Source organism: Streptomyces sp. NPDC005863, assembly GCF_042871345.1.
GTDB lineage: Bacteria > Actinomycetota > Actinomycetes > Streptomycetales > Streptomycetaceae > Streptomyces.
The window spans coordinates 1130498-1156569 of sequence record NZ_JBIAII010000001.1; the positions used below are offsets into that span (position 1 = coordinate 1130498).

A 26072-nucleotide genomic window follows, 5' to 3' on the forward strand; every position below is an offset into this window, starting at 1 on the left:
ATGTCGTACACCTGGGAAGCCTTCACCACGGCGGAGCCGGAGCTCGCGGAGACCGTCGAGCGCCGCTTCGCCGCGTTCACCCACCACGTCCTCGCGACGCTGCGCAAGGACGGCTCGCCCCGCACCACCGGGATCGAAGTCCGTTTCCTGAACGGGGAGTTGTGGCTCGGCATGATGCCTGGCTCGCTCAAGGCGCTCGACCTGCGCCGCGACCCGCGCTTCGCGTTGCAGGCCAATCCGGGCCCGGGCACGGAGATGGCGGGCGGCGACGTCCGGATCGCGGGTCGCGCGGTCGAGGTGCGGGACCGGGAGACCGTCGCGCGCTACACCCAAGAGGTGCAGCCGCCGGACCCGGACTCCTTCCACCTCTTCCGCACCGAGCTGACGGAGGTGGTGCGCACGTACATCGAGGACGGGAAGTACCTCGCGGTGCAGTGGTGGAAGCCGGGCGCCCCGGTCCGCGTCACCCGGCGGAGCTGACCCGCCGGGTACGCGAACGGCGCCGCCCACAGAGCTGTGGACGGCGCCGCCTCAAGCGTGGCCTCGATCGCGCGGGGAGCGCGGTGAGGTCACTCCCACTCGATGGTGCCCGGCGGCTTCGACGTCACGTCGAGGACGACGCGGTTCACGTCGGCGACCTCGTTGGTGATGCGCGTCGAGATCTTCGCGAGGACGTCGTACGGCATGCGGGTCCAGTCGGCCGTCATGGCGTCCTCGGACGAGACGGGGCGCAGGACGATGGGGTGGCCGTAGGTGCGGCCGTCGCCCTGGACGCCGACGCTGCGGACGTCGGCGAGCAGCACGACCGGGCACTGCCAGATCTCCCGGTCGAGACCGGCCGCCGTCAGCTCCTCGCGGGCGATGGCGTCGGCCTCGCGCAGCAGGTCGAGGCGGTCCTTGGTGACCTCGCCGACGATGCGGATGCCGAGGCCGGGGCCGGGGAAGGGCTGCCGCTGGACGATCTCGTCCGGCAGGCCCAGCTCGGCGCCGACCATGCGGACCTCGTCCTTGAACAGCTTGCGCAGCGGCTCGACGAGCTCGAACTCGATGTCGTCGGGCAGGCCGCCCACGTTGTGGTGGGACTTGATGTTGGCGGTGCCGGCGCCGCCGCCGGACTCGACGACGTCGGGGTAGAGGGTGCCCTGCACGAGGAAGGCGACCTCGGGGCCGTCCTCCTGGAGGATCTCCAGCTGCGCCTGCTCGAAGACGCGGATGAACTCGCGCCCGATGATCTTGCGCTTCTCCTCGGGGTCGGAGACCCCGGCCAGCGCGTCGAGGAACCGCTCCTGCGCGTCGACGACCTTCAGGTTCGCGCCGGTCGCGGCGACGAAGTCCTTCTCGACCTGCTCGGTCTCGCCCTTGCGCATCAGGCCGTGGTCCACGTACACGCAGGTGAGCTGCGAGCCGATGGCCTTCTGGACGAGGGCGGCGGCGACGGCCGAGTCCACGCCGCCGGACAGACCGCAGATCGCGCGCTTGGTGCCGACCTGCTCGCGGATCGCGGCGACCTGCTCGTCGATGACGTTGTCGGTCGTCCAGTTCGGCGTGAGGCCGGCGCCTCGGTAGAGGAAGTGCTCCAGGACCTGCTGGCCGTGCGTGGAGTGCATCACCTCGGGGTGGTACTGCACGCCGTACAGCTTCTTCTCGTCGTCCTCGAAGGCGGCGACCGGCACGACGTCCGTGGACGCGGTGACCGTGAAGCCCTCGGGCGCCGCGCTGCACGCGTCGCCGTGCGACATCCACACGGACTGCTCGGTCGGGGTGCCCTCGAAGAGGGTGGAGCCGGCCTTGGAGACGGCCAGCGGCGTCCGCCCGTACTCCCGCGCGCCCGTGTTGTCGACGGTGCCGCCGAGGGTCGTCGCCATCAGCTGGAAGCCGTAGCACATGCCGAAGACGGGGACGCCGGCCTCGAAGAGCTGGCGGTCGACGCTCGGAGCGTGCTCCGCGTACACCGACGAGGGGCCGCCGGAGAGGATGATCGCCGCGGGCTTCTTGGCGAGCATCTCGGAGACCGGCATCGTGCTCGGCACGATCTCGCTGTAGACGCGGGCCTCACGGACGCGACGGGCGATGAGCTGGGCATACTGCGCTCCGAAGTCGACGACCAGAACGGTGTCGGGAGCGGCGGCAGCGGGGGGCGCTGATGGCACGGCGGCGGCCTTCCGGCGTTGAGCGTGAGCGGTGCGTGAGCAGAGGCTCGTGCGTGAGCAGGGGGTCTGTATTTGTCGATTCTACCGGCCCGGGCGCGGCCCCCCTCGTCGTATCCGACGGCTCCGTTCGTCACATCCGATGACACCGTTCGTCACATCCGACGGCGCACCGTCGCGAGCACGGTCCGGCTGGACGGGCCGTCTCAGCATCCGGTCCGTCTCAGCATCCGGGCCGTACGGGAGGCGGATTGACCGGGTGGGTGCGCGTGGGGGCATACTGGCCTCGTGACCAAGCACCTCAGCTTCCTCTTTACCTATGGCGACCGGCCTGCCGGCTGCCATGGTCGAGCTGCTTGATCCACTGACAAGCGACTTACCGGGCGCCCCGGGCCGACAAGGCCCGGGGCGCTCTGTCGTACGCGGGCCTTGCCGCTCCGGGGCACCTCGGACACCACGGAACACAAGGAGCCCTCCATGACCACCATCACCACCGCCCCGGACGTCGCCGCAGCCGCCGCCGACAAGACCGGTGCCCGTACCGCCGAGGCCGCCGGTGTCATCGAGAACGCGCGCGAGCGGATCGACGCGCTCGACGACCGGATCATCGGCCTCGTCCAGGAACGGATGGCCGTCTCGGCCGTCATCCAGGAGGCCCGCATCACCTCCGGCGGCCGCCGCGTGAACCTCTCCCGTGAGATGGAGGTCCTCGCCCACTACAGGGACGCCCTCGGCAAGCCCGGCACCGCCCTCGCGATGACGCTCCTGGAGCTGTGCCGCGGCCGTGTCTGACCCGGTCACCGGGAGTGTGGGCGCCTGCGGAACTGAGTTCGGATCCGTTCTCACCCGTACGGCGCGTGACCGGGTCCGGGCGGGCTTCGTTGGTCCCGGTGTCCGTGTCAGCCAGGTGCGGGCCCGCAAGAACCACGCGTGGCTCCGCTGGAGCGATGAGGCGTTCGGATCGTGTCCGGGCGCCGTGGGACCTCGCTCCAGTGATGTGACCGGACGGCAGGGGACAGCAGCCCGGTCACCCAAGAGAACGGTCGGCTTCGGGGACGCCCGGAGTCGACCGGCCTCCGTCCCAGGTTCCGCTCCCGCTCCCGTCCCTCCCACTCCCGCACTCCCCCCGGCTCCTCCTCCCCCCCACTTCCCTCACCCCGGATCCGGCCGACACCCCCGATGCGGCCGAACCCAGATGTGGTCCAAACGGTTGCGTAGGCAACAACACATCCAGCACGATGCGTAGGAGGGCGGGCACCCAGCCCCCCGTCCACGGCTTCACCGCCAATGGTCGATACCACGTGAGCGCCCCTCGCGCGCCGGGTCGGCCACCGGCGCCCACGACCACAGCGGCGCACTCCCCCCGGCGCCGTCCCGAGGCACCGACACAGCCCTGACGTCGGTGCCGACAGCCAAGGGCCCCGCGGATCCGTCCCGCGGGGCCCTTCGCTCTGCCCTCGGCCATCGAGCACCGGCCTGCCGGTCACCGGCCCACCGTTCGTCGGGCCACCGGTCACCGCCGCACCGCTCGCCTACCGGCTCTTCAGCTTCTCCACCTGCTTCTCGACCAGCTTCGCCGGTACGCCGAACTTCTTCGGCTGCAGCAGGTTGATCGAGTAGAAGGCCGCGAGCGTCGGACCGCTGCGCACCACCGTGAAGCTCATCGGCGTCTTCTGGCCCTCGATCATGCCCACGACCTTGTACGCGACGGCGTCGTCGCCCGCCTTCGGGGCGGGCAGCGCGGCGACCTCGCGGTACTTGGACCCCGCGTGCTCGTACGCCGTGCACTTCTTCGTGGCCGTGCGCAGCTCGTCCATGGTCTTCTCGGCGTCGGCGCGCTCGTGTGCGAGCAGGGCGACGGAGATGACCGTGGCGTCCAGTTCGTCGACGCCGGTCAGGGTCCGGCCGACGCGGGACTTCGCCGCCGGGTCGGTGGTGAACATGAACATGTTGGCGAGCGGCTGGCAGGCGGCCGGGTCCGCGGGGACGGTCTCCGCGGGCATGTCCTCCGCGGACATCTTCTCGACCTTGTACTCCTTGAGGTCGCCGTTGGCCAGCACCGCCTTCTCCAGGTCGGCGGCGGAGAGCGCGGCCGACCTCGATTCCGCCGCGGGCTTCGACTTCGGCTCCGGCTTCGACTCCGCCTTCGACCCGGCGGAGTGCGACGTCTTCTTGCCGTCGCCGCCCTTGTCACCGCCGTCGTCGTTGTCGCTGCCGCACGCTGCGGTCAGGCCCAGCGCGACCGTGACGGACGCGGCCACAACGGCCCGAGACACAGTTGACTTCACGTTTCCCACCTTCAGGTCACACGCCGCGGACGATGGCCCGGGCCGAGGCGCCACGAACGCGCCGAGGCGTTATGAAAGCGGCAACGGCACGGCTCCCACCAGCGTTTTCCGTAACGATCGGGAACCGCCGAAAAGGTTGTACGCGGCGTGTGTGAGGAAGATCGTCGTCTGGGGTCTGCCGTACGTACGGCACGCCGTCGTCCGTACGGCAGACCCTCGCCCGTGCGGCACGCCGTCGTTCAGCGGGCGAGCTTCGCGAGTTGTGCGTCGACGATCCTCGGGGACACCTTCGGGGCCTCGTCCGCCGTGGGCGTTCCCGCGCCCCCCAGCCCGTCCTTCTCGGCCTCCCGGTCGCTCTGGACGCCTTCGGGGTCGTACAGGTTCGACGCGTCGAAGACCGCGAGCGTCGAGCCGCTGCGCACGACCGTGACGCTGCGCCGTGCCACGTAGTCGCCGGTGCGGTGGGCGATCTTGTACGAGACCGCCTCATCGCCCTCGTCCGGCGCGGGCAAGTGCTCGACGCCGAGGTAGCGCCGGGCGCCGATGTGGAAGCTGCCGCACCTCTTCGACTTCGCCGCCGCGCGCAGCTCCGCCATCGCCCGCTTCGCGTCCGCCTCGGTGGAGCCGGACAGGCCGACCTCGGTGGTCGTGACGTCCTTGTCCGAGGTCGCGGTCAGGGCGCGGGACACGCGGGCCTTCACCGGAGCCTTCACCGCCGGGGCTGCGAGCGGGGCGCATTCGGCGGGCGTCGGCGTCCCGGCCGGCGGCTCGCCTCCGGCCTCGGAGCCCTCCGCCCCGCGCGCCCCACCCGACGACCGCGGCTTTTCGACCTCGAAGCCCTTGACGTCACCCGACGTCAGGGCCGCCTTCTCCAGCCGCGCGGCCGCGCCACCGGACGGCGTCGACCGCCTGCCGCCGTCGTCCCCGCCCCCGTCACCGCTGCACGCGGCGCTCGCCCCGAGGGCCGCCACGACCGAGACCGCCACCACCGCACGCGACACAGCTGACTTCACGTTCTGATCCCCCGGTTGCTTTCCGTCCACGTACGCCCCGCGCGCTGCGGAGTCGGGCGATGCGGAATCACTCGCCGGCCCGCGCCGCCACGACGTACGACGGAGGAAGATCACATCTGGTTCCGGCCCCGGCCTCGCCGGTCCCGGCCGCGCGTGCGAACCGTCCTCATCAGCCCCAGATATAGAAGCGGAACGGGCTGAGCAGCACGATCGCGAGTGCCATGCTACCGATGACGATCACCACGCTCCACACCCGGCGGCCGCCTTCGGACCGCCCGCCGCGCGAGGGCCCCGTGGGCGCCGCACGCCACTCGTCCGGGCTCCACCGCGCCGACTCCGCCGCGCGCCGCGCGCGCCTGCGGCGCAACCGCCCCGCCTGTTCGACCTGTTGGCGCGCGGCCTCCTCGTCGAGGCGCCGCAGCCGCTCGGCCACCATGCGGGCCCGCGCGGACGGCTCCTTCGGCGCGGACGAGCGGATCTCCCGCTCGCTGTCGTTCTCGAACCTCTCCCACACCTCGTCGGGTATGGCCACCCTGAACCCCTCCCCTGGGTCGACTGCTCCGGCGCCTGCGGGCCCTGGAGCGGGGGCAGTTCTAGTGCACCTCGCCACGGCGGCACAAGCGGTGTGAGTCACACCACATAAGGGTTCTGTGAAATGAGGACAACCATTCCCAGGGATCACGGGTCATGCATGCGTAACTACGGCCACACCCGCGTCCTTTCGCGGAGGCCTCCAGCTCCGTACTGCCGAAAGGGCAGTGCGCCGGACTTCCTGAGGTCTTCATGAAGCTTCGTCGTGCCATGGCTGCCGCGGCCGCTACGGCCGCCCTGGCCCCGCTCGCGCTGCTGTCGGCCCCGGCCGCCTTCGCGACCGAGGAAGCTCCGACCCCGTCCGCGACGCCGTCGGACTCGTCCACGCCGACCGGCACGCCGAGCCAGTCCGCGACGCCCGCGGCCGAGACGCCCGGTACCCCCGAGACGCCCGCGGCCGGCACCGCGACCCCGCCCTCGGCACCGTCGACGCCCGCCGATCCCGGCAAGGCCAAGAAGGACGTCGACGTCCCGGAGGACCCGGAGGAGGACGAGCCGCTTCCGGCCGCGTGCTCGCCCGACGACGACGAGGACGTCGACTCCGAGCTGGAGCTCGCTCTCGTCGGCCTGCCCAAGAAGGTCGTCGCGGGCAGCGGTTGGCACCAGTTCAAGCTGACCGCGGAGAACCCCACGGACGAGCCGCTCGGCGAGGTCGACTGGACCACGTTCGTGAACAACCTCGGCGACGACAAGGCCAAGAAGGACGGCCTCCGGTACTTCACGGACGTGCAGTTCATGGACCCGGAGACCAAGGAGTGGACCACGGTCGACAGCAAGCTCAACGACGGCCTCGCCTACGGCACCGTCGATCTCGACGCCGAGGCGAAGACCACCGTGAAGCTGCGGTTCCGCGTCGCCGCCAAGGCTCCGGCCGTCGACGGTTACGCGGTGGGCACCGGCAAGTACGTGGACTCCGTACTGGACTGCACGCACGAGTCGTTCGACTACCACCCGCTGAAGGTCGTCAAGGCCGGCGGCCACAAGACGCCTTCCGAGACGTCGACGCCCACCGCGTCCCCGAGCCCGTCCCGGTCGGCGGCGGCCGTGGCGGACCAGCCGCAGGGCGGCGCCCAGGACGCGCCGGTCGCCGACGGCAGCCTCGCCGAGACCGGCTCGAGCTCGATGCTGCCGGTCGTCGGTCTCGCCGGCGGTGTCGCCGTCGTCGCCGGTGCGGGCGCGGTGTACGCCGTGCGGCGTAGGAAGGCCGACTCCGCCGTCTGACCTGCTGACGGCACCTGATCACGCGGAAGGACCTGCGCTCGGAGGGGGGCGCAGGTCCTTACGTGTATCCGGGTACGGGTCGCGGGGTGCTCGGCGGGCTACTTCTTGGGCGGCACGGCGGGCATCCCCAGGAACGGCAGCCGCAGCGCGCCGAAGGCGTCGGCGGGGACCGCGGGTGTCTTCGGTTCGACGGCCGCGAGGCGCACGTACTCCCGGCCCTGCGCCGGACGCGGGTCCTCGCCGCCCTTGTTGGGCCAGAACGACATCGCGCGCTCGGCCTGCGCGGTGATCGTCAGGGACGGGTTCACGCCCAGGTTGGCGGAGACCGCGGCGCCGTCGACGACCGAGATGCCGGGGTGGCCGTAGAGCCGGTGGTAGGGGTCGATGACGCCGGTCTCCGCCGAGTCGCCGATCGGGCAGCCGCCGAGGAAGTGCGCGGTCAGCGGGGTGCCCATGAGCTCGCCGACGTTCGAGCCCGGGAAGCCGTTGATCTCCTGGGAGAGGATCGTCGCCGCGCGGGTGGCCTCGGGGATCTGGTTCGGGTTGGGCGCGCCGTGGCCCTGCCGGGCGGTGAGCAGCCCCTTCCCGATGCCGCTCTCCTTGCGGTACGTGGTCAGGGAGTTGTCGAGCGACTGCATGACCAGGCCGATGATGGTCCGCTCCGACCAGCGCCGGTTGGAGAGCGAGCGCACCGCGAGCAGCGGGTGGCGCGCCATGTTGCCGAGCCATCCCGCGACCCGGCCCTTGCCGCCCTGCACGCTGTACGGGACCTGCAGCAGCGTCAGGCTGCCCATCGCGTTGGACTTCTTGCCGTAGCGGACGGGCTCGATGTGGGTGTTGGCGTCGGGGTGGATCGACGAGGTGATCGCGACGCCCTTGGTGAAGTCGGCCTTCGGGGCGCCGTGCCGCTTGCGGTAGCGGCGGTCGGTGGTCTGGGCGCCCACCAGGGCCTCGGAGTTGGTGCGGGTGAGCGCGCCGAGCCGCCGGGAGATGTGCGGCAGCAGGCCGGTGTCCTTCATGCGGTGCAGCAGCGTCTGGGTGCCGTACGTGCCGGCGGCGACGACGACCTTGCGGGCCCGGAACGTGCGGCCCGCGCCCTTGCGCTTGTTGTCGGTGGGCAGCGTCACGACGGCGTAACCGCCCCGGGAGTCCTCGGTGACGGCGACGACGGACGTCATCGGGTGGATGACCGCGCCGGCCTTCTCCGCGAGGTGCAGGTAGTTCTCGTTGAGGGTGTTCTTGGCGCCGTGCCGGCAGCCCGTCATGCACTCGCCGCACTCGGTGCAGGCCCTGCGGGAGGGGCCCGCGCCGCCGAAGTAGGGGTCGGGCACCTCGGCGCCGGGCCTGGCCTTCGCCCGGCCGTCCGCGTCCTTCTCGTCGCCGAAGAACACGCCGACGGGCGCCATGTGGAAGGTGTCGCCCACGCCCAACTCCTGTGCGGCGGCCTTCAGATGGACGTCCGAGGGCGTCTCCGTCGGGTTGAGCCGCACCCCGAGCATCCGCTGGGCCTGCTCGTAGTAGGGCCGCAGTTCGTCCTGCCAGTCCGTGATGTCCTTCCACTGCGGGTCCTGGAAGAACGGCGTCGGCGGTACGTAGAGGGTGTTGGCGTAGTTCAGCGAACCGCCGCCGACCCCGGCGCCCGCGAGCACCATCACGTTGCCGAGCAGGTGGATGCGCTGGATGCCGTAGAGGCCGAGCGCGGGCGCCCAGAGGTAGTTCTTCACGTCCCAGGAGTTCTTGGGCAGTGTCGCGCGCGTGAAGCGGCGCCCGGCCTCCAGGACGCCGACGCGGTATCCCTTCTCCGTCAGGCGCAGCGCGGACACGGCGCCGCCGAAGCCGCTGCCGATGACGACGACGTCGTAGTCGTACGCGGCGTCGTCGCCCGCCTGGTTCTGGGCAGAGCTCTCCTGTGACATTGACTCTCCTCGTGAAAACGGGTGCGCGGCCGCGCGGGGCCACGGCTAGCGCAGGCGGAACGCCTTCATGACCTTCAGGCTGGTGCTCATGAACGCCGCGTACTTCTCGTCGTCCAGGCCGAAGGACGGCGCGAGCGGCATGACCCGCTGGGTGGCGACGGTCTGCGCCTCCGTGAACTTGAGGATGCCCTCGGAGCCGTGCCGGCGGCCGAGCCCGGAGTCCTTCATGCCGCCCATCGGGGACTGCACGCTGCCGTAGGCGGGCGCGAAGCCCTCGTTGACGTTGACGGTGCCGGTGCGCAGCCGGGCGGCGACCTTGCGGCCGCGGCCGGTGTCCTTCGTCCAGACCGAGGAGTTCAGGCCGTACGGCGTGGCGTTGGCGAGGTCGACCGCCTCGTTCTCGTCGGTGAAGCGGTAGAGGGAGACGACCGGGCCGAAGGTCTCCTCGGTGCAGAGGGCCATCGGGGCCTCGACGCCGTCCAGGATGGTCGGCTCGTAGAAGTAGGGGCCGATGTCGGGGCGCGCGACGCCGCCCGCGACGAGCGTGGCGCCCTTGGCGACGGCCTCCTCGACGTGCCGCGTGACGGTCTCCAGCTGCCGTTCGCCGACGAGGGAGCCCATGTCGGCGCCGTACGCGAGGGACGTGCCGAGCCGCATCGCCCTGGTGCGCTCGGCGAAGCGCTCCACGAACCGGTCGGCGATGGACTCGTGGACGTACAGCCGCTCGATGGAGATGCACAGCTGGCCCGCGGAGGAGAAGCAGGCGCGCACGGCGCCCGCGGCGGCCTTGTCGACGTCGGCGTCGTGCAGCACCAGCATGGCGTTCTTGCCGCCGAGTTCGAGCGAGACGCCGACGAGGCGGGCCGCGGCGCCCTGGGCGACCTCGCGGCCGGTGCGGGTGGAGCCGGTGAAGGAGACGTAGTCGGCGTGCTTGACGAGCTCCGGGCCGACGACCGGGCCCTCGCCGATGACGACCTGGAAGACCTCGGACGGCAGGCCCGCCTCGATGATCAGGTCACGGGCCCACAGGGCGGTGAGGCAGGTCTCCGTGTCGGGCTTCATCACCAGCGCGTTGCCGGCGACGAGGGCGGGCAGCGCGTCGCCGATGGACAGCTCGAACGGGTAGTTCCAGGGCGCTATCTGCCCGACGACGCCGCGCGGCTGGCGGTTCTCGGTGACCTTGGTGAGGACGGGGACGACGCCGGTGTGCCGCTTGGGGCTCAGATACGCGGGGGCCTTGCGGCCGTAGTGCCGGGCGGCGACCGCGACGGCCTGGATCTCCTCGTGGGCGTGCAGGCGGGCCTTGCCGGTCTCCAGCTGGATCAGGTCGAGGACCTCGGCCTGCCGCTGGAGCACCAGGTCGTGGAAGCGCAGCAGGACGGCGGCGCGCTGCTTGACCGGGGTCCTGGCCCAGGCGGTCTGCGCGGTGCGGGCCCGCTCGAAGGCGGTGGCCACGTCCTCGGGGGTGGACTCCGGCAGGTCGGCCAGCTTCTCGCCGGTGAGCGGCGTGTGGTTGGCCGTGCGCCCGGAGCCGATGACGTCACGGGTGAGCTGGGCGATCAGCTCGGGCGTGACCACGTCGGCGGCGGTGCGGGCGCCGTCGGGGGCCGGGGCGGTCGGGTTCGTTCCGAGGGGCGCTGCGGTGGCCTGCGTGTCCGTCATGCTGGTGAGAGTAGGCGCACGTCCGGGTTTTGGGTACCCATCGGTAACGGGCTTCCCGGCTCTCTCGTACGACGCCAGTGATTGCTGGCGACAAAGCCGCTGATCAGGGCGTTGTTACGTCCGTCAGGGCTCGGGACCGCCCCTTTCAGAGCTTGTCGGGTTCCAGGTCGGCGATCGCCTTCTCGGCGACCTCGCGGCCGCGGGCGGTGAAGTCGCCCTTGCCGGGATAGCTCACGATCAGCTTGTACATGTCGCCGCTCTTCGTCCGGTAGTAGAGCGCCTTGAGCTCGCGGGGGCGGGGGTTCTGACTGTCCGTCGAGGTGTACACGACCGTGTTCTGCGCGGCCTTCTCCCCGTGGAAGGTGGTCTCCTGCGGCTGTGTCCTCGGCGCGGGGTCGGCGGCCATGCCCAGGTTGTAGTCGCCGGACTCCTTGTAGTCCGCGTCGTCGTCGTACATCTCGGCGGCCGCCGTTCCTGCGATGCTGCCGTCGTCCTCCGCCTTCTTGTCGAGGCTGAGGCTGACCGAAACGCTGCCGCTCGGGTCCGTGTACTGCACCCAGTGGACCTTCGCGGTCGCGTTGTCGTCCGCGGACTTCGTGTAGCCCTCGGGCGCGGCGACGGTCGCCGCCAACTCCCGCACGTGGTGCTTCTCCCAGCCCCCCGCGTCCGAGCCGCCGAACGGGTTCACGGCCACCAGCACGCCCGCCGCCACCGCCGCGACGACCACGCCCGCGACGACGGCGAGCGTCGTGCGGCTCAGGAAGATCCCCTTGCCCCGGCGGCCTTCGCCGCCGTCCGCGACCGTGACGACCTGGGTCGGCGCCGGCTGCGGAGGCCGCGCCGCCTCCGTCAGGAGCGCCCGGACCTGCGCCGCGTCGGGGCGCCGCGCCGGGTCCTTGACCAGCAGCCGGTTGATCGCCTCGGCGAGCGGCCCGGACGCGGAGGCGGGCGCCGCCGGTGTCGCGTTCAGGACCGACTGGAGCGTGGCGGGGGTGTTGCTGCGGCGGAACGGCGAGACGCCCTCGGTCGCCGCGTACAGGACGACGCCCAGCGACCAGAGGTCGCAGGCCGGACCGGGCCTTTGGCCCAACACCCGCTCGGGGGCGATGAATTCGGGCGATCCGACGAAGCCGCCGGTGTCCGTCAGATTGGTCTCGCCCTCGATCTGCGCGATGCCGAAGTCGGTGAGGACGACGCGGTCGTGCCGGCCGAGCAGGACGTTGTCCGGTTTCACGTCACGGTGCAGGATGCCCGCGCGGTGCGCGGCGTCGAGGGCGTCCAGGACGTCGAGGCCGATCCGCGCGGCCTCCTGGGCGCTCAGCGTGCCCTCTTGGAGCGTGGCGCCCAGGGACCGGCCCTGGACGAGCTCCATCACGATCCACGGCCGGCCGTCCTCCACCGCCACGTCGTGCACGGTGACCACGGCCGGGTGGTCGAGGCGGGCCGCGGCGCGCGCCTCGCGGCGCATCCGCTCGTGGACGTTGGCCCGTTCGCGCTCCGGCAGGTGGTCGGGGACGCGCGGCTCCTTCACCGCGACCTCGCGGTCCACCGTCTCGTCCTTGGCACGCCATACGGTGCCCATGCCGCCGTGGCCCAGCTTGTCGAGCAGCCGGTAGCGTCCCGCGATCAGCCGCCCCGCGCCCGGCTCGGGCCCGGCGGCCGGGTCCGGCACGGCCTGGGTTTGCGGGGTGGGCGCGGTGTGCGGGGCGGTCGCGGTGTGCGGGACGGTCGGCGGGGCGGGCTCGTGCGGCTGTGCGTACGGATTGTCGGGGTGCGCGCCGCCGGACTGGCCCGGTACACCCGGCCGTTGCGGTGGCCGAATCTCAAAGCTGGTGGGCTCGTACGGCCCGTAGGAGGCTCCCCCGTCATTGCTCATGCCCCATCCCTACCCCGCCGGGCACCCCGGTTTCCAGCCACGTCTCCCACTTGTGACCGGGGTGATGCACGGGCCGGCTCACCGCCGGGGGCCGCGGTACTCACCGCAGTACTCACCGCCGTACTCACCGCCGTACGAACGTGTCGACCGCCGCGTCGAAGTACCGCCGTGCCTGCGCCGCGTCCCCGACCGGCGCCGAGACCCACACGTCCACCATCCGGCCGCCCTCCTGCCAGCACAGGTCGAAGGTGTGCCGGTCGCCCTCCCCCGCGGCGGAGCCGTCCCGGGTGAACTCCCGCAGGGCGGCGGGGCGGCCGTTGCGCGTGGTCTCCGTGACCCGGCCGTCGCGGTAGCCGGGGTTCTCGCGCGGGCCCGCGGCGTCGGCGCGGCGCTGCACCGCGAGGGGGCCGCCCCGCCCGGCGGCCGCCTCCTCGATACCCAGCCGGTACGTGCCGCCGGACGACACGTACAGGACCCGGGACCCCGCCACCTCGCGGCGGAACCCCTCGGGGACGGCGAGCGCGAACCCGGCGGGGTCCCGGGCGATGCGGTAGCCCTGGGGCGCCTGCGGCGACGAGGGCCGCGGGGTACGGGTCGTCACGGTGACCGTGGGCGTCGGCGAGGCCTGCGGCGCGGAGGAGGCGGCCGGCGGTGCGCCGCCCCCGTCGTCGTCCCTGCTCAGCAGGAGCGCCGCGGAGACGCCCGCGCCCGTGATGGCGGCCGCGAGGGCGGCGGCGACGAGGACGACCCGCCCGTGCCTGCCGTAGGGGCTCTGTCTGCCGTAGGGGCTTGCGGGGGCCGTCCCGTAGGGGCTTGTGGGGGCCGTCCCGTAGGGGCTTGTGGGGGCCGCCCCGGAGGGGACTGCGGGGAGCTCCCACGCGGCGGGGCGCCGACCGCCCCGGCGCCGTCCTCCCCGCCGTCGGCCGCCGTCGCGGGCGCCGGGCCGCCCCGCGAGCCCCGGCCGCCCCAGGGCGCCGGTCCGCCGCGGGAGCCCGGCCGGGCCCGGTACCCCGCGGGTCCCCGGCTGCCGGTGCAGTCGGGGTAGCCGGGTCAGCCCGGGCAGCCCGGGCAACCCGGCCCGGGGTCTCTCCGACGTCACCGTCGGCATCCGCCCCGTCTCGACGTACGCCTGGAGCAGCCTCTCCGCCTCGGCGGCGTCGAGCCGGCGTGCCGGGTCGCGGTCGAGGAGGCCGAGCACGACCGGCAGGAGCGGCGCGGCGGCCGGGGGCGGGCGGATCTCGTCGTAGACGACGGCGTGCAGGACCCCGCCGATCGAGTCGCGCCGGAACGGCGACGCACCGGCCAGCGCCGTGACGAGGAGCGCGCCGAGCGACCACAGGTCGGACTCGGGCCCGGTCCGCTCCCCCGCCATCCGCTCCGGCGCGGTGTACTCGGGCGAGCCGACGAACGACCCGACCTCGGTGAGCGTGGTCGCCCCGCTGAGCTGCGCGATCCCGAAGTCGGTGAGCACGACACGGCCGGAGGTGCGCTCCAGGAGTACGTTGGCGGGCTTGAGGTCGCGGTGCAGAATGCCGGCCTCGTGCGCGGTGCTCAGGGCGCCGAGCAGGTCGATGCCCATCCGCGCGACGGCGTACGCGTCCAGCGGCCCGCCGCGCGCGATCCGCCCCGCCAGCGAACCGCCCTCGATCAACTCCATGACGATGTACGGCTGTTCGTCCTGCACGACCACGTCGTGGACGACGATGACGTGCGGGTGCCGCAACTGCGCCACCGCCCGCGCCTCGCGCAGGGTGCGCTCGCGCTGCTGTTCGGCCTCGGCGTCGGAGAGTGTCTCGTCGCGGGCCAGTTCCTTGACGGCGACCTGCCGCTCGAGGAGCAGATCGCTGGCGCGCCACACGAGCCCCATGCCGCCCCGCCCGAGCCGCGCCTCCAGGCGGTAACGCCCTGCGATCACACGGGCGTTGCCCCCACCGGCACCGACACCACCGCCCCCGCCGACACCCGCCCCGCCGGCGCGGCCTCCCAGGCTCCCCATGCGGCCATCATTCCCCAGACGTGCGCGAACGAAATGGACCCTGCCACGCGGCGGACGGGTTCCGGCCGTTGCGGGGGCGGCCGGGGGCGGGTGGAGTTACTTGCCGCGCTTCGGCGGTCGCCCGCCCTTGGGGCAGGTCAGGGCGCACTCCTTGGGCGAGGGCGAGGGAGCGGCCTAGTTGAGGACATCAAGACCCTATGAGCCCATCGCGCCTTGCACGAATCGCCAAAGGTGCGCACGCACAGCATTCGGCTGCTCCAACCAGGGCTCGTGCCCAGCGTCTTCGACGCGCGTCAACGGAAGATCGAGCCTGAGCGCGAGTGATTCAAGAGCCGACACGGGGCGAGGATCGTCGGCCCCACCGAGAAGCTCCGCCCGCGCGGGCAGACATGCGCGCAGCTCGGCAAGATGCTCATCGAGCGGGTCCGCCCGCCCTGCCTTGCCGAGCTCGCTGTTCATGGCCCAGTTGACGGGGCGACGCCGCCGGGCACCCTGCGCGGCCCAGTGCCACCCCCGTTCGGGATCGGCGTGGTCGGTGAACCAGGCCAGTGTGAGCAGCTCGACTTCCTGCTCCTCCGTCCGGTGCGGCAACTCCTCCAATGACTGGAGCCGCTCCAACTGCGCTGCGGACATGCGGCGGCCTCGCTCCGCTCGGTCCCCGGTACGCCAGTCACCGACGAACGGCCCACATATCAGAAGCATCGCGGCAACCCGGTCAGGATGCGTCAAGCAGAACCGGCTCGCCAGGTCAGTGCCGTAGGAGTGCCCGATCAGCACAGCTCTGGGCACGCCCCATGCGTCCAGCAACGCGCGGAGATCGTCGACATGCCGGGCGAAGGAATGGCGCCCCCGCCAGAGGGATTGCCCCGTGCCCCGCTGGTCGTACCGGTACACCGGCGCCAGGTCCGCGACCATGGGGGCGACATCGCCCAGATAATCCGGCAGACCCGGACCGCCATGGAGCATGACCACGGCCGGCCGCCGAGTCATGTCCCCCAGCGCCGTCCAACGTATCCGCGCCTCATCGGACATCGACGTGACGCCCTGCGTCTCCATCAAGGTCACCACGGAGCACCTACCGGCGTCATTGAGGCTCCCCGTGGCGCCCGCGCACCGGCTGTGGCGCAGCCGCGCTGCTGATCACCGCAACGTGACCGACCAGCGCACGAGGCAGTTCACCACGATCAGGCCAGGGCCTGGCAGCTGGAAGGTACCGCGGAAGGGGCCACTGCTGCGATGGAGTTCCGTCTCGACCTCGCCGCCTGGTGATCGGTGCTTGATGTAGACGTACCCATCGCCCACGTCCAGCTTCGCGGTGCCGCGCCCGCCCGTGTATTGCAGGACGTCTGGGTGGCGGCCTTCGGCATTCTTCTTCAACGTCGACAGCGAGTCGGACGAACGAAATCCGAGTCTCCAACGAGGGAACGAGCCAACCTTCGACTTGTCGACAGCGAGGTGGGTGTACTCCCTGGGCACGAGGGCCCGTGCACGGTGTCTGCTGCCGGTGTTGTGCGTCAGCAGCATGTCTCCCTTCTCGAGTTGCTCGGGCGTATCGATCACTCCGTATACATAGAGGCTCGAGAGGACCCCGCTCTTCATCTCCACCACCGTGGCCAAGCCACTCGGGGCATGACTGACAGGAATCTTGCCGTTCCCCAGCCCCCAGTGAGGCAGCCGTATCTTCTCCATGCCGAGCAGTTTGCCAGCTCCGATCTCCGTTGGTGCGATCTTCTTGGGCTGCGGTGAAGGCGGGAATTTGTTCAACTGCCGTCGGCAATACGTCATGTGACGCATTGCCTTACCCCTGCCGGCCGAGGCGCGGCCCCGTGACCGTGTAAGGGGGGAACTCCAGCTCGCCAGGTACTCGCAAGACGTGCGACTACAACGTCAAGCGGGGCAAGAAAGTGGAATTCCGGGTCCATTCGGTGAAGGGCAGAAAACCGCGCAAGCTCAGCGAATTCACGGTGCAGGCTCGCTGATGTGTCCCGGCTCAGACTCGGCGACCAGTCGAGCGACGTCAGCCGCTATGGGAGGGACGGCGCCTCGGCGTCGAGTTTCGCTGTGGTGCAAGGCCAAGGAACAAGCTCAGTGCTCCCGCCACCCCTGGAGCATCGCGTCGAACTGCTCGCGTGTGGCCGGCCAGTTGGCGGCCGGTGCCGACAAGTAGATCGCGTACTCGACACCGTCACGGCTGCGATACGTCTGCTCGATGGCGCGGCGCGGCCCCGCCGTCGTGTCGTTCGCGCCCGCCTTCCAGCTGAACTCCCACAGGGAACCCTGCTGGTCACGGAACGTGTTGGAGTTCATCTGCAGCCTTCGGTACCCGGGCAGCTTGACCCGCAGGCCCTTCTCCAGGGACAGCTGATGGGTGTAGGAGCTCTCGAACTGCGGGTTCCTGTCGACGGCGACGCGCAGGAAGCGGCGGCCGCCGTCCGGCGTGTAGTCGACCTGGTTGCCGTCGACCTCACGCTTCCACGACTTGGGCAGCATGAGGCTGAAGCCCTCGGGGTCCTTCACCCGCTCCCAGTCCTGCGGGATGCCGCCGACCGCCCGGCCGGGCCCGCCGTCGTCCGCCGCGCTCGTGTCGCCGCCGGCGAACTGCAGATAGCCGAAGACACCGCCGCCGCCGAGCAGCGCGGCCACGACGACGGCGACGGCCGCGGGCCAGCGGCGGCGCCGGTGGCCTGCCGTGTCGCCGCCGATGACCGTGACCGAGTCACGCTCCGCGTGGCCTCCCGGTACGGGGGTGTCGGTGCCGCCGAGGGGCGAGGGCGATGCGGTCGTGGAGTGGCCTGTGTGGTTTGGGGGGCCTGGGTGGCCTGTGTGGCCTGAGGCGCCTGTGTGGCCTGCGTGGCCTGACAGGTTGTCCGGCAAGTTGCCCAGCGCGGGAGTGTCGGGGTGCGTGGCGGACGCCCGGTGCGGGGCGGCCGGATGCACCTGCGTGGGCACATACGCCTGCGCCCGCTGCGAGCGCCTGCCCTCGGCCGCCTCGGCCAGCATCTGCTCGGCCTCGTCGGCCGTCGGCCGGGCCTCCGGGTCCTTGCGCAGCAGCGCGCTGATCACCGGACCGAGGACGCCCGCGTGTTCGAGCGCCGCCGGCTCCTCCGTGACCACGGCCTGCATCGTGCCGAGCGGCGAGGTCCGCCGGAACGGCGAGAACCCCTCCACTGCCGTGTACAGCGTGGCGCCGAGCGCCCACAGGTCGGAGGCGGGCCCCGGATTGCCGCCGCTGACCCGCTCGGGCGCCAGATAGTCGACGGAGCCGACGACCTCACCGGTCCGGGTGATCGTGGAGTCGCCCTCGATCGCGGCGATGCCGAAGTCGGTGAGCAGGATGCGCCGGTCGACGGAGAGGAGGACGTTGCCGGGCTTCACGTCGCGGTGCAGGACCCCCGCGGCGTGCGCGGCGCGCAGGGCCCGCAGGGTCCACAGGCCGATGCGGGCGGCCTCCACGGGCTCGACACGGTGGTCGTCCTTGACGGCGTCCGCCAGCGAGCGGCCCTCGACCAGCTCCATCACGATCCAGGGCCGCTCGTCGTACTCGAGGACGTCGTGGACCGTGACGACGGCAGGGTGGTTGATGCGGGCGGCGGCGCGCGCCTCCGTCTGGGTCCGCGCGAACAGGACGGCCCGGTCGGCCTCCTGCACGAACTGGGCAGCCGTCAGTTCCTTCACGGCGACGGCACGGTGCAGCACCTCGTCCTGCGCGCGCCACACCCGTCCCATGCCACCGCGGCCGATGGACTCAGCGAGTCGGTAGCGGCCCGCGAGGAGCAGGCCCTGCATCTGATTCACGTTCCCCCGCAATGGTCTGGACAGGCCCAGGTTAAGGAGCGCGGGGCGGACAGGGAACCACAGGGGGTCCACGGAGACCGCACTGTGACGCATGCCAGGCATGTCCCGAGTGCCGGAATCGGCTCAATCGGTGGCCTGATACGTGGCCGAAGCCTGCTCGTACAGGCGTGTGACCTCATCCCTCTCCGCCTCGGGTCCGCGCACCTGGACCACGTGGTACTTGCCCGCGACGACCATCGCGAGATTGCGTACGAAGACCTCGTGGCCCGCGTCGTCCTGCCAGGTGAACTGGCCCTCCGCCATGGCCCGTCCGCCCACGTCGATGCGGCGCATCCCGCTGGAGGTCGCCCAGGTGGAGTCGCGGAACGGCTGGAGCTCGCGCTCGTGTTCGCGCTGGTACTTCATCGGGTCGCCGCCGTAGCCGTCCGTGGTGTCGCGGCCCGGGACGAGGAGCAGTTCGAAGTCGCCGTGCGTGTAACGGACCTGGTCCCGGCCGTTCTTGGGCTGCCGGTCCCAGCCGCTCGCGACGGCGACGCGGAAGCCGGCGGGGTCCTTGCGGACGGTGAATCCGCGCGGCACTTCGGGTCCGCCGGTCTGCGGTTCCTGGGAGCTGGGGCTCTTGCCGGGCTTGTCTTTGTCTTTGTCTTTGTTCTCGTCCTTGTCGCTATCGTCGCTGTCGTCGCTGCCGCTCGGGGAGTTGCTCCGGTCGGGCTTCCCGCTCGGTGCCGAACTGACCTCGCCCGCCGCGCCGGCGCGATCACCCGACGCACCGTCATCGTTCTTCGGCATGAACACCATCGCGTACACGAAGGCGGCGGCGAGCCCGATCAGGATGGCGATCAGCAGCAGCCGCCCGAGCGAACGGGGGCGGCCGGGGTTGCGGGTGGGGTTGCGTGCGGCCTTGGGCGTACGGGACCCACGAGGCTCGCGGGACCCATGAGGATCGCGGGACTCCCGGGACTCGTGGGGCAGTTCCGACTCATGGGAAAGGCGGGGCTCGCGTAACGGCCGTGGCTCGTGCGGGGGCCGCGCCGACGCGGCCAGAGGCATCTCCCTGCCCTCGCGGCCGTGTCCGCCCTTGTCCTTACCCTTGCCCCTGCCGCGCTTGTGGCGCCCGTGCCCGAACCCCGTACCACCGCCCGAGACGCCGCCGCGCCGCCTGCGTACGACCTCGCCACGCCTGCGTACGACCGGCAGCCGCCCGGCGTCGTACGCGGGCACCGGCACGACGTGCGCCCCCGCCTCCGGCTCCGGCGCGGACCGCACCAACGAGCGCAGCCAGCCGCTCAGCTCCTCGAAGTCGATCCGCTCCGTGGGGTCCTGACGCAGCAACGACTCAACGACGGGACGCAGCGCCCCGCATTCCTCGGCGAAGGCGGGCGGCTCGGCGCACACGAGCTGGACGAGCTCGGCCGTGCTGTCCTCGGGGTACGGGGCGTGTCCCTGCACGGCGCGGAAGAGCAGCGCGCCGAGGGCCCACAGGTCGGTGGCGGGGCCGATCGGCGCGGCGAGCCGCCAGTTCTCGTGCACGGGGCCCGCCTGCTCGGGCGCCCACCGCTCGGTGACGGGGCCGACGACGACCATGCGCGCGTGCCGGGCCCGCTCGGCTGCGAGGGCGGTGGTGGGGCCACGGGAGGCGGCGCCGTCCCCGGGGCCGTCGTCCCACCCACCACGGGCGTCACGGGGCGTGTGAGGGCTCTCGTGACCGCTTTCGGGACCGCTTCCGACCTCGCTCTCGCGACCGCTTCCGGGACCGCCCCCGAACCCGCCCTCGCGACCGCTCCCGGGACCGCCCCCGAACCCGCCCTCGCGACCGCTTCCGGGACTGCTTCCGAAGCCGCCCTCGTGACCGCTCCCGAACCCGCCCTCGTGACCGCGCCCGTCCCCTTGCCCGTGCTCGGCCCCGCCCGCGCTGTCACCCCGAGGCGCATCCGCCCGCCGTGCCGCCGGAACCCGGCCCCGCGGCACCGCGCCGTGCCACGGCTTGGTGACCGCCACGCCGTACGGGTCCGAGATCCGCCCGGCCACCCCGGACGCCCCCTCGCCGGACCCACCGTCATCGGAACCCGAGCTGCCGGTTCCATGAGCGCCGAGCACCTCGGCATCGGATCCACGGGCGCCGATCCCTCCGGCGTCGGATCCACGGGAGCCCGCCTCGCGCCGCCCCCGCTCGTACACCCCTGAAGCCTCACTCACCCGCGCGGCGGCCCGCGCCCCCGCGTGGTACGCCGCGATGGCGCCACCCGCACGCCCGCCCTTCGGATCCCGCCCCGCGGACTCCGGTGCGGGTTCGAGCGCCATGCTCCCGGAGTCGTACCGGGCGCCCTCCAAGGCCGAGGCCCCCGCACGGGCTACCCCACCAACCCCGCCCACCTCACGCGCCCCACGCGGCTCACCCGCCCCGGCAGCCTCCCCGTACCCCGCCACGTTCCCGACCGACCCCGCCGAACCGGCCGCCTCTCCGGCCTCCACCGGCCGGGGGTCATACCCGCAGAGCGCCTCCTCGGCCGCGCCGGCCGCGAGGCCCGTCAGCATCACGCGGCCGTCGTCGCAGATCAGCACGGTCCGCGCGGTGATGTTCCGGTGCACCCAGCCGTACGCGTGCAGCACCCGCAGCGCCGCAAGGACGTCCGCCGCGACCTCAGCCGCGCGGTACGGACTCAGCGGCCGGTCCGCGAGGAGCGCCGCCAGCGGCCGGGCCGCCACCAACTCGCTGACTATCCACAGCGAGCCGCCCTCCGCGAACACGTCGAAGACCTGGTCCAGGCGCGGGTGGTCCGGTATCTGCGCGGCGGTCTGGGCCGCCTCGATCGCACGCCGCACCGCCGGATCCGTGGGCCTGCGCGTCGTGCGCGACGCGGCCCGCCGGATCCCGGCACCGCCGGACCTGGCCCGCGGCACGAAACCGGCGGGCAGGTCGTCGACATCGAGCTCGGCGTCGTACGGCCCCGCGAGCCCCGCGGGCCCCGCGCCCCGCGGCTCGCCCTCGCCGACCACCTCGGCCTCGACGATCTCGGGCAACGGCACCTGCCGGACCAGGACTTCCTGCCCGCTGTACGTGTCGAAGGCACGGGACTCGGCCAGCTCGTACTCGTCCGACGGCGGCAGCGGCAGGCGGTAGCGGTCGGCGAGCACCCGTCCCGCGTAGTCGTCCACGTCGCCTCCCCCGTCCGCCGGGTGGTCAAATCCGTATCTTTAGCGGTCCGTTGCGGCTGCTTACGGTCCGCAACAACTCACGATACGTGCCGGAGGTGAACCACCATGAGGGGATACGAGATCTCGGGGCTCAGGACTTCGGCTCGAACGTCTTGGTGAGCGTCCGCCAGGTGGCGCGCCGCTGCTCGCCGCCCCAGTCGTCGGCCTTGGCCGTGTACATCATCCCGTAGCCCAGGCCGTCGTTGACGACGAAGCCACGGTCTATGGAGCGGTACTTGGTCCCGCCGTCGACATAGGTGAACTCCCAGTCGGCCGTGTTCCAGCCCCGGTAGCCGACCTTCTCTATGCGGATCTTGTGGTACTGCGACCGGACCATGTAGCGCTCCTGGTTCTTCCAGTCGCGCACCGGGTCGTCCTTGGGCGAGGTCGTCCAGCCGACCAGCAGCTTCTGGCCGTCGGGGCCGGTGAACCGCGCGCCCGCCTGGCTCGTCGACCCGTACTTCCAGCCCTTCGGCAGCCCGATCTTGAAGCCCTGGCCGTGCTTGTACGTCGACTCCGCGCCGTCGCCGGGCTTCTTCCCGGCGTCGTCCTTGCCGTTGCCCTTGTCGTCCTGGTCCTTGTCGCCCTGGCCCTTGTCCTCGCCCGAGCCGGAACTCGCGCCCTCGGACGGGTCCTTGGTCTGGTCGCCCCCGGTGCCGGTGCCCTTGTCGGCGTCCTTGCCGCTGCCCTTCCCGGAGTCACCGGCGCTCGACCCGCTGGTCGCGGCCTTGTCGCCGCCCTTGTTGTCCTCGGCGCCGGAACCGTCGCCCCCGAGCGCGAGGGCGAGGACCGTGCCGAGCACCGCGAGGACGACCACCACGGAGAGGATGACCAGCGTCCGGCGCGGCACCACATCGGTGAGCGACGCCTTGACCGGCGGCCGGGGCCGGCCGCCGCCCGGCCCTGACGGTGAGCCGGCGGGCGTCGAGGCCGACGCTCCGGTGCCGCGCCCGGCGGCCGCCTTGCGCACGGACTGCAGCGCGCCCTTGAAACGATCGGCGGCCGCTTCAGCCGTACGCCCGGCGGCGGCACCGACGGCCGACCCCGCTCCGGCACCACCGGCGCCACCAGCGCCTCCGGAGCCCTGAGCCGCACCCGCGGCCCCGGCAGCCCCACCGGCCACACCCGCGGCCTTGGCGGGCTTCGTCAGCCTGGTCGTCTTCGCGGGCCGGGCCGGCTTCTGGGCCCTCGGTGTCTTCGGTGTCCTGGGAGCCTTCGAGGGGGCGGGCGGGACCGGCGGCAGCGGGACGACCTTGGTCGCCTCCACCGGCTCCGGCTCCGCCTTGATCTCCGGGGAGTGGATGACGTCCATGAGGAGCGCCCGCGCCCCGGCGTCGTCGAGCCGCTGCTCGGGGTCCTTGGCGAGCAGGCCGTAGATGACCTTCTCCAACGGACCGGCGTTCTCGGGCTGTTCGACGTCCTCGGTCATCACCGCGGTCAGGGTCGCTATGGCCGACCCCTTGTCGTACGGGGGCACGCCCTCCACGGACGCGTACAGCAGACCGCCCAGCGACCACAGGTCGGCGGCGGGCCCGGGCTTGTGGCCGCGGGCGCGCTCCGGGGAGATGTACGACGGCGCGCCGACGAGCATGCCGGTGGAGGTGATCGACGGGTCGCCCTCGACCTGCGCGATGCCGAAGTCCGTGAGCACGACCCGGCCGTCCTCGGCGATCAGCACGTTCGACGGCTTCACGTCGCGGTGCAGGATCCCCTCGCGGTGCGCGGAGCGCAGCACGTCGAGCACGGCGAGGCCCACCTCGGCCGCGCGCCGCGGCGTGAGCACGCCGTCCTCACGGATCACCTCCGCGAGCGACTTGCCCTCGACCAGCTCCATCACGATCCACGGGCGGTCGTCCTCGTCGACCACGTCGTAGACGGTCACGGCGCTGGTGTTGCGGATCCGCGCGATCGCCTTCGCCTCGCGCAGCGTCCGCGTGATGAGCCGCCGCTTCTCCTCGTCGTCGATGCTTGAGGGGAACCGCAGCTCCTTCACCGCGACCGTACGGCCAAGTGTCTCGTCCTTGGCGCGCCAGACCGTGCCCATGCCACCGCGGCCGAGCACCTCTCCCAGCCGGTACCGGCCGGCGAGGAGACGTTCGCTCTTGTCCCGACGGGCCTCACCCGTCTGCTCCGCGTCCGACATGCGTCCCCTCTGCTGCTACCGCTGCTACCCGAGCAACCCGCCCTGACAGAGCCTTCATTGTCCCTTACTCGGGGACCGGCCGATGCCCAGGGTCCAGGGTCCCTCTTCCCGTCCCTCATGACGGACCGCGTCACAGGAGGGACCACCGCGCCAACACCGCGTCCCCTGACGGCGATCCCCCTCGGGGCGACCTCCGTCAGCCTGGCGATGGGCCGGCCACAACCCGTGGCACCGGCCACGGACGCCACTCTTCCGCTGCTCACCGGCCGAGGCAAGCCCCGGCCCCGGCACCCCTGAGCAGCACCGCACCCCAGGGGCACCGATCGTCCCGGTACGCCCCATCGGGCACCCCCCGCCGGGGCCGACGGATCGTCATTTTCCGTGCCGCCACGGACAAGTCGGCCGAAGGGGGACAGGGGCCGGAGCCGGGCGCCCGAGCCGGATGCCCGGAGCGGCGGGTCAGTTGAGCGGCACGATGTCCGGCGCCCCGAGGCGCGCCGCGTCCGCCGTCAGGTCGTCCGGCTGGCGCTGCGACTCCCGCTCGGCCTCCACCCGCTTCTCGTAGTGCTGCACCTCACGCTCGATCTGGTCCTTGTCCCAGCCGAGGACGGGCGCCATCAGCTCGGCGCACTCCCGGGCGCTGCGGGTGCCCCGGTCGAACGTCTCGATGGAGATGCGGGTGCGCCGGGTCAGCACGTCGTCGAGGTGGCGGGCGCCCTCGTGCGACGCGGCGTAGACGATCTCGGCCTTGAGGTAGTCGTCGGCGCCCGGCAGCGGTTCGCCCAGCTTCGGGTCCGCGGTGATGAGTTCGAGCACCTCTTCTGCCAGCGATCCGAACCGGTTCAACAGGTGCTCGACGCGCACCACATGAAGGCCCGTCCGGGCGGCGATCCTCGCGCGGGCGTTCCACAGCGCCTTGTACCCCTCGGCGCCGACGAGCGGGATGTCCTCCGTGACGCACTCGGCGACCCGCTGGTCGAGGCCGTGCACCGCCTCGTCGACGGCGTCCTTGGCCATCACGCGGTACGTCGTGTACTTGCCGCCGGCGACGACCACCAGGCCGGGCGCCGGGTGGGCGACCGTGTGCTCCCGCGACAGCTTGCTGGTGGCGTCCGACTCGCCGGCGAGCAGCGGGCGCAGGCCCGCGTACACCCCCTGGACGTCGTCCCGGGAGAGCGGGACGGCGAGCACGGAGTTCACGTGCTCCAACAGGTAGTCGATGTCGGCGCTGGAGGCGGCCGGGTGGGCCTTGTCGAGGTCCCAGTCCGTGTCGGTCGTGCCCACGATCCAGTGCCGGCCCCAGGGGATGACGAAGAGGACGCTCTTCTCGGTCCGCAGGATCAGTCCGGTGCTCGCGTTGATCCGGTCCTTCGGTACGACCAGATGGATGCCCTTGGACGCCCTGACGTGGAACTGGCCGCGCTCGCCGACCATCGCCTGGGTGTCGTCCGTCCAGACGCCGGTGGCGTTGACGATCTGCTTGGCGCGGACCTCGTACTCCCCGCCGCCCTCCACGTCCTGCACCCGGGCGCCGACGACGCGCTCGCCCTCGCGCAGGAAGCCGGTGACCTTCGCGCGGTTGGCGACCTTCGCGCCGTACGCCGAAGCGGTGCGGACCAAGGTGGCCACGTAGCGCGCGTCGTCCATCTGGGCGTCGTAGTACTGCATGGCGCCGACCAGGGCGTCCTTCTTCAGGCACGGGGCCACGCGCAGGGCGTGGCGGCGCGTCAGATGACGGTGCATGGGCAGGCCGCGGCCGTGCCCGCGGGACATCGACATCGCGTCGTAGAGGGCGACGCCCGAGCCCGCGTACAACCTCTCCCAGCCCTTGTGCTGCAAGGGGTAGAGGAACGGCACCGGCTTCACGAGATGCGGGGCGAGCCGCTCCAGGAGCAGGCCGCGCTCCTTCAGCGCCTCCCGGACGAGCGCGAAGTCGAGCATCTCCAGATAGCGCAGGCCGCCGTGGATCAGCTTGCTGGACCGGCTGGAGGTGCCCGAGGCCCAGTCCCGCGCCTCGACCAGACCGGTGGACAGACCTCGGGTCACCGCGTCCAGGGCGGTGCCCGCGCCGACCACGCCCGCGCCCACCACCAGGACGTCCAGCTCCCGCTCGGCCATTGCCGCAAGTGACCCGGCGCGCTCCGCCGGCCCCAGTGTCGCTGTCCTCACCGCTGCCTCCCGCATGGATCGGGTGTGGTCGGACTCACATCATGCCCAGATTTCCCCGCC

General features: G+C 72.1%; 17 protein-coding genes. 3 read left to right on the plus strand and 14 right to left on the minus strand.

Going from position 1 to position 26072, the window contains the following annotated elements; translation table 11 throughout:
* A complete protein-coding gene (locus tag ACFYO9_RS04860; protein WP_358776785.1) occupies positions 1-480 on the plus strand; it encodes a pyridoxamine 5'-phosphate oxidase family protein in 480 nt (159 codons plus the stop codon).
* Positions 481-569: 89 nt separating this feature from the next.
* On the opposite strand, the gene guaA is transcribed toward ACFYO9_RS04860, so the two are convergent.
* Positions 570-2150: a glutamine-hydrolyzing GMP synthase gene (guaA, locus tag ACFYO9_RS04865; RefSeq protein WP_355803738.1), complete on the minus strand. Its 1581-nt coding sequence runs from the start codon at positions 2148-2150 to the stop codon at positions 570-572.
* 474 nt (positions 2151-2624) lie between these two features.
* Between guaA and ACFYO9_RS04870 the strand changes: the two genes are divergently transcribed.
* The gene (locus tag ACFYO9_RS04870; RefSeq protein ID WP_358776786.1) at positions 2625-2939 is read left to right on the plus strand and encodes a chorismate mutase; all 315 of its coding nucleotides are present in this window, start codon (positions 2625-2627) and stop codon (positions 2937-2939) included.
* Between the two features lie 740 nt (positions 2940-3679).
* On the opposite strand, the gene ACFYO9_RS04875 is transcribed toward ACFYO9_RS04870, so the two are convergent.
* The 3 genes from ACFYO9_RS04875 to ACFYO9_RS04885 form a co-directional block, all read right to left on the minus strand.
* Complete coding sequence (locus ACFYO9_RS04875) at positions 3680-4435, minus strand: hypothetical protein (RefSeq protein WP_358776787.1); 756 nt, start codon at positions 4433-4435, stop codon at positions 3680-3682.
* 239 nt (positions 4436-4674) lie between these two features.
* Complete coding sequence (locus ACFYO9_RS04880; protein ID WP_358776788.1) at positions 4675-5448, minus strand: hypothetical protein; 774 nt, start codon at positions 5446-5448, stop codon at positions 4675-4677.
* Between the two features lie 169 nt (positions 5449-5617).
* Complete coding sequence (locus ACFYO9_RS04885; RefSeq protein WP_358776789.1) at positions 5618-5980, minus strand: hypothetical protein; 363 nt, start codon at positions 5978-5980, stop codon at positions 5618-5620.
* Between the two features lie 251 nt (positions 5981-6231).
* Here ACFYO9_RS04885 and ACFYO9_RS04890 point away from each other — a divergent pair, with 251 nt between their 5' ends.
* Positions 6232-7260, plus strand: a complete 1029-nt coding sequence (locus ACFYO9_RS04890; protein ID WP_358776790.1) for an LPXTG cell wall anchor domain-containing protein — start codon at positions 6232-6234, stop codon at positions 7258-7260.
* A gap of 98 nt (positions 7261-7358) precedes the next feature.
* On the opposite strand, the gene ACFYO9_RS04895 is transcribed toward ACFYO9_RS04890, so the two are convergent.
* The 10 genes from ACFYO9_RS04895 to ACFYO9_RS04940 all read right to left on the minus strand — a co-directional run bounded on the left by ACFYO9_RS04895 (position 7359) and on the right by ACFYO9_RS04940 (position 26012).
* The gene (locus ACFYO9_RS04895) at positions 7359-9176 is read right to left on the minus strand and encodes a GMC family oxidoreductase (RefSeq protein ID WP_358776791.1); all 1818 of its coding nucleotides are present in this window, start codon (positions 9174-9176) and stop codon (positions 7359-7361) included.
* A 45-nt stretch (positions 9177-9221) separates the two neighbouring features.
* Positions 9222-10838 carry a succinic semialdehyde dehydrogenase gene (locus ACFYO9_RS04900; protein WP_355803752.1) on the minus strand — a complete coding sequence of 539 codons (1617 nt, stop codon included), beginning with the start codon at positions 10836-10838 and terminating at the stop codon, positions 9222-9224.
* A 145-nt stretch (positions 10839-10983) separates the two neighbouring features.
* Positions 10984-12714 carry a protein kinase gene (locus ACFYO9_RS04905; protein WP_358776792.1) on the minus strand — a complete coding sequence of 577 codons (1731 nt, stop codon included), beginning with the start codon at positions 12712-12714 and terminating at the stop codon, positions 10984-10986.
* Between the two features lie 124 nt (positions 12715-12838).
* Positions 12839-14710 carry a serine/threonine-protein kinase gene (locus ACFYO9_RS04910; protein WP_358776793.1) on the minus strand — a complete coding sequence of 624 codons (1872 nt, stop codon included), beginning with the start codon at positions 14708-14710 and terminating at the stop codon, positions 12839-12841.
* A 195-nt stretch (positions 14711-14905) separates the two neighbouring features.
* Positions 14906-15766 carry an alpha/beta hydrolase gene (locus tag ACFYO9_RS04915; protein ID WP_358776807.1) on the minus strand — a complete coding sequence of 287 codons (861 nt, stop codon included), beginning with the start codon at positions 15764-15766 and terminating at the stop codon, positions 14906-14908.
* An 84-nt stretch (positions 15767-15850) separates the two neighbouring features.
* Positions 15851-16399: a hypothetical protein gene (locus ACFYO9_RS04920; RefSeq protein WP_358776794.1), complete on the minus strand. Its 549-nt coding sequence runs from the start codon at positions 16397-16399 to the stop codon at positions 15851-15853.
* Between the two features lie 396 nt (positions 16400-16795).
* Complete coding sequence (locus ACFYO9_RS04925) at positions 16796-18496, minus strand: serine/threonine-protein kinase (protein ID WP_358776795.1); 1701 nt, start codon at positions 18494-18496, stop codon at positions 16796-16798.
* Between the two features lie 132 nt (positions 18497-18628).
* The gene (locus tag ACFYO9_RS04930) at positions 18629-21661 is read right to left on the minus strand and encodes a protein kinase (RefSeq protein ID WP_358776796.1); all 3033 of its coding nucleotides are present in this window, start codon (positions 21659-21661) and stop codon (positions 18629-18631) included.
* 130 nt (positions 21662-21791) lie between these two features.
* A complete protein-coding gene (locus tag ACFYO9_RS04935) occupies positions 21792-23843 on the minus strand; it encodes a protein kinase (RefSeq protein WP_358776797.1) in 2052 nt (683 codons plus the stop codon).
* Between the two features lie 459 nt (positions 23844-24302).
* Positions 24303-26012, minus strand: coding sequence for a glycerol-3-phosphate dehydrogenase/oxidase (locus ACFYO9_RS04940; protein WP_355803762.1), 1710 nt, complete (start codon positions 26010-26012; stop codon positions 24303-24305).
* Between the last annotated feature and the right edge of the window lie 60 nt (positions 26013-26072).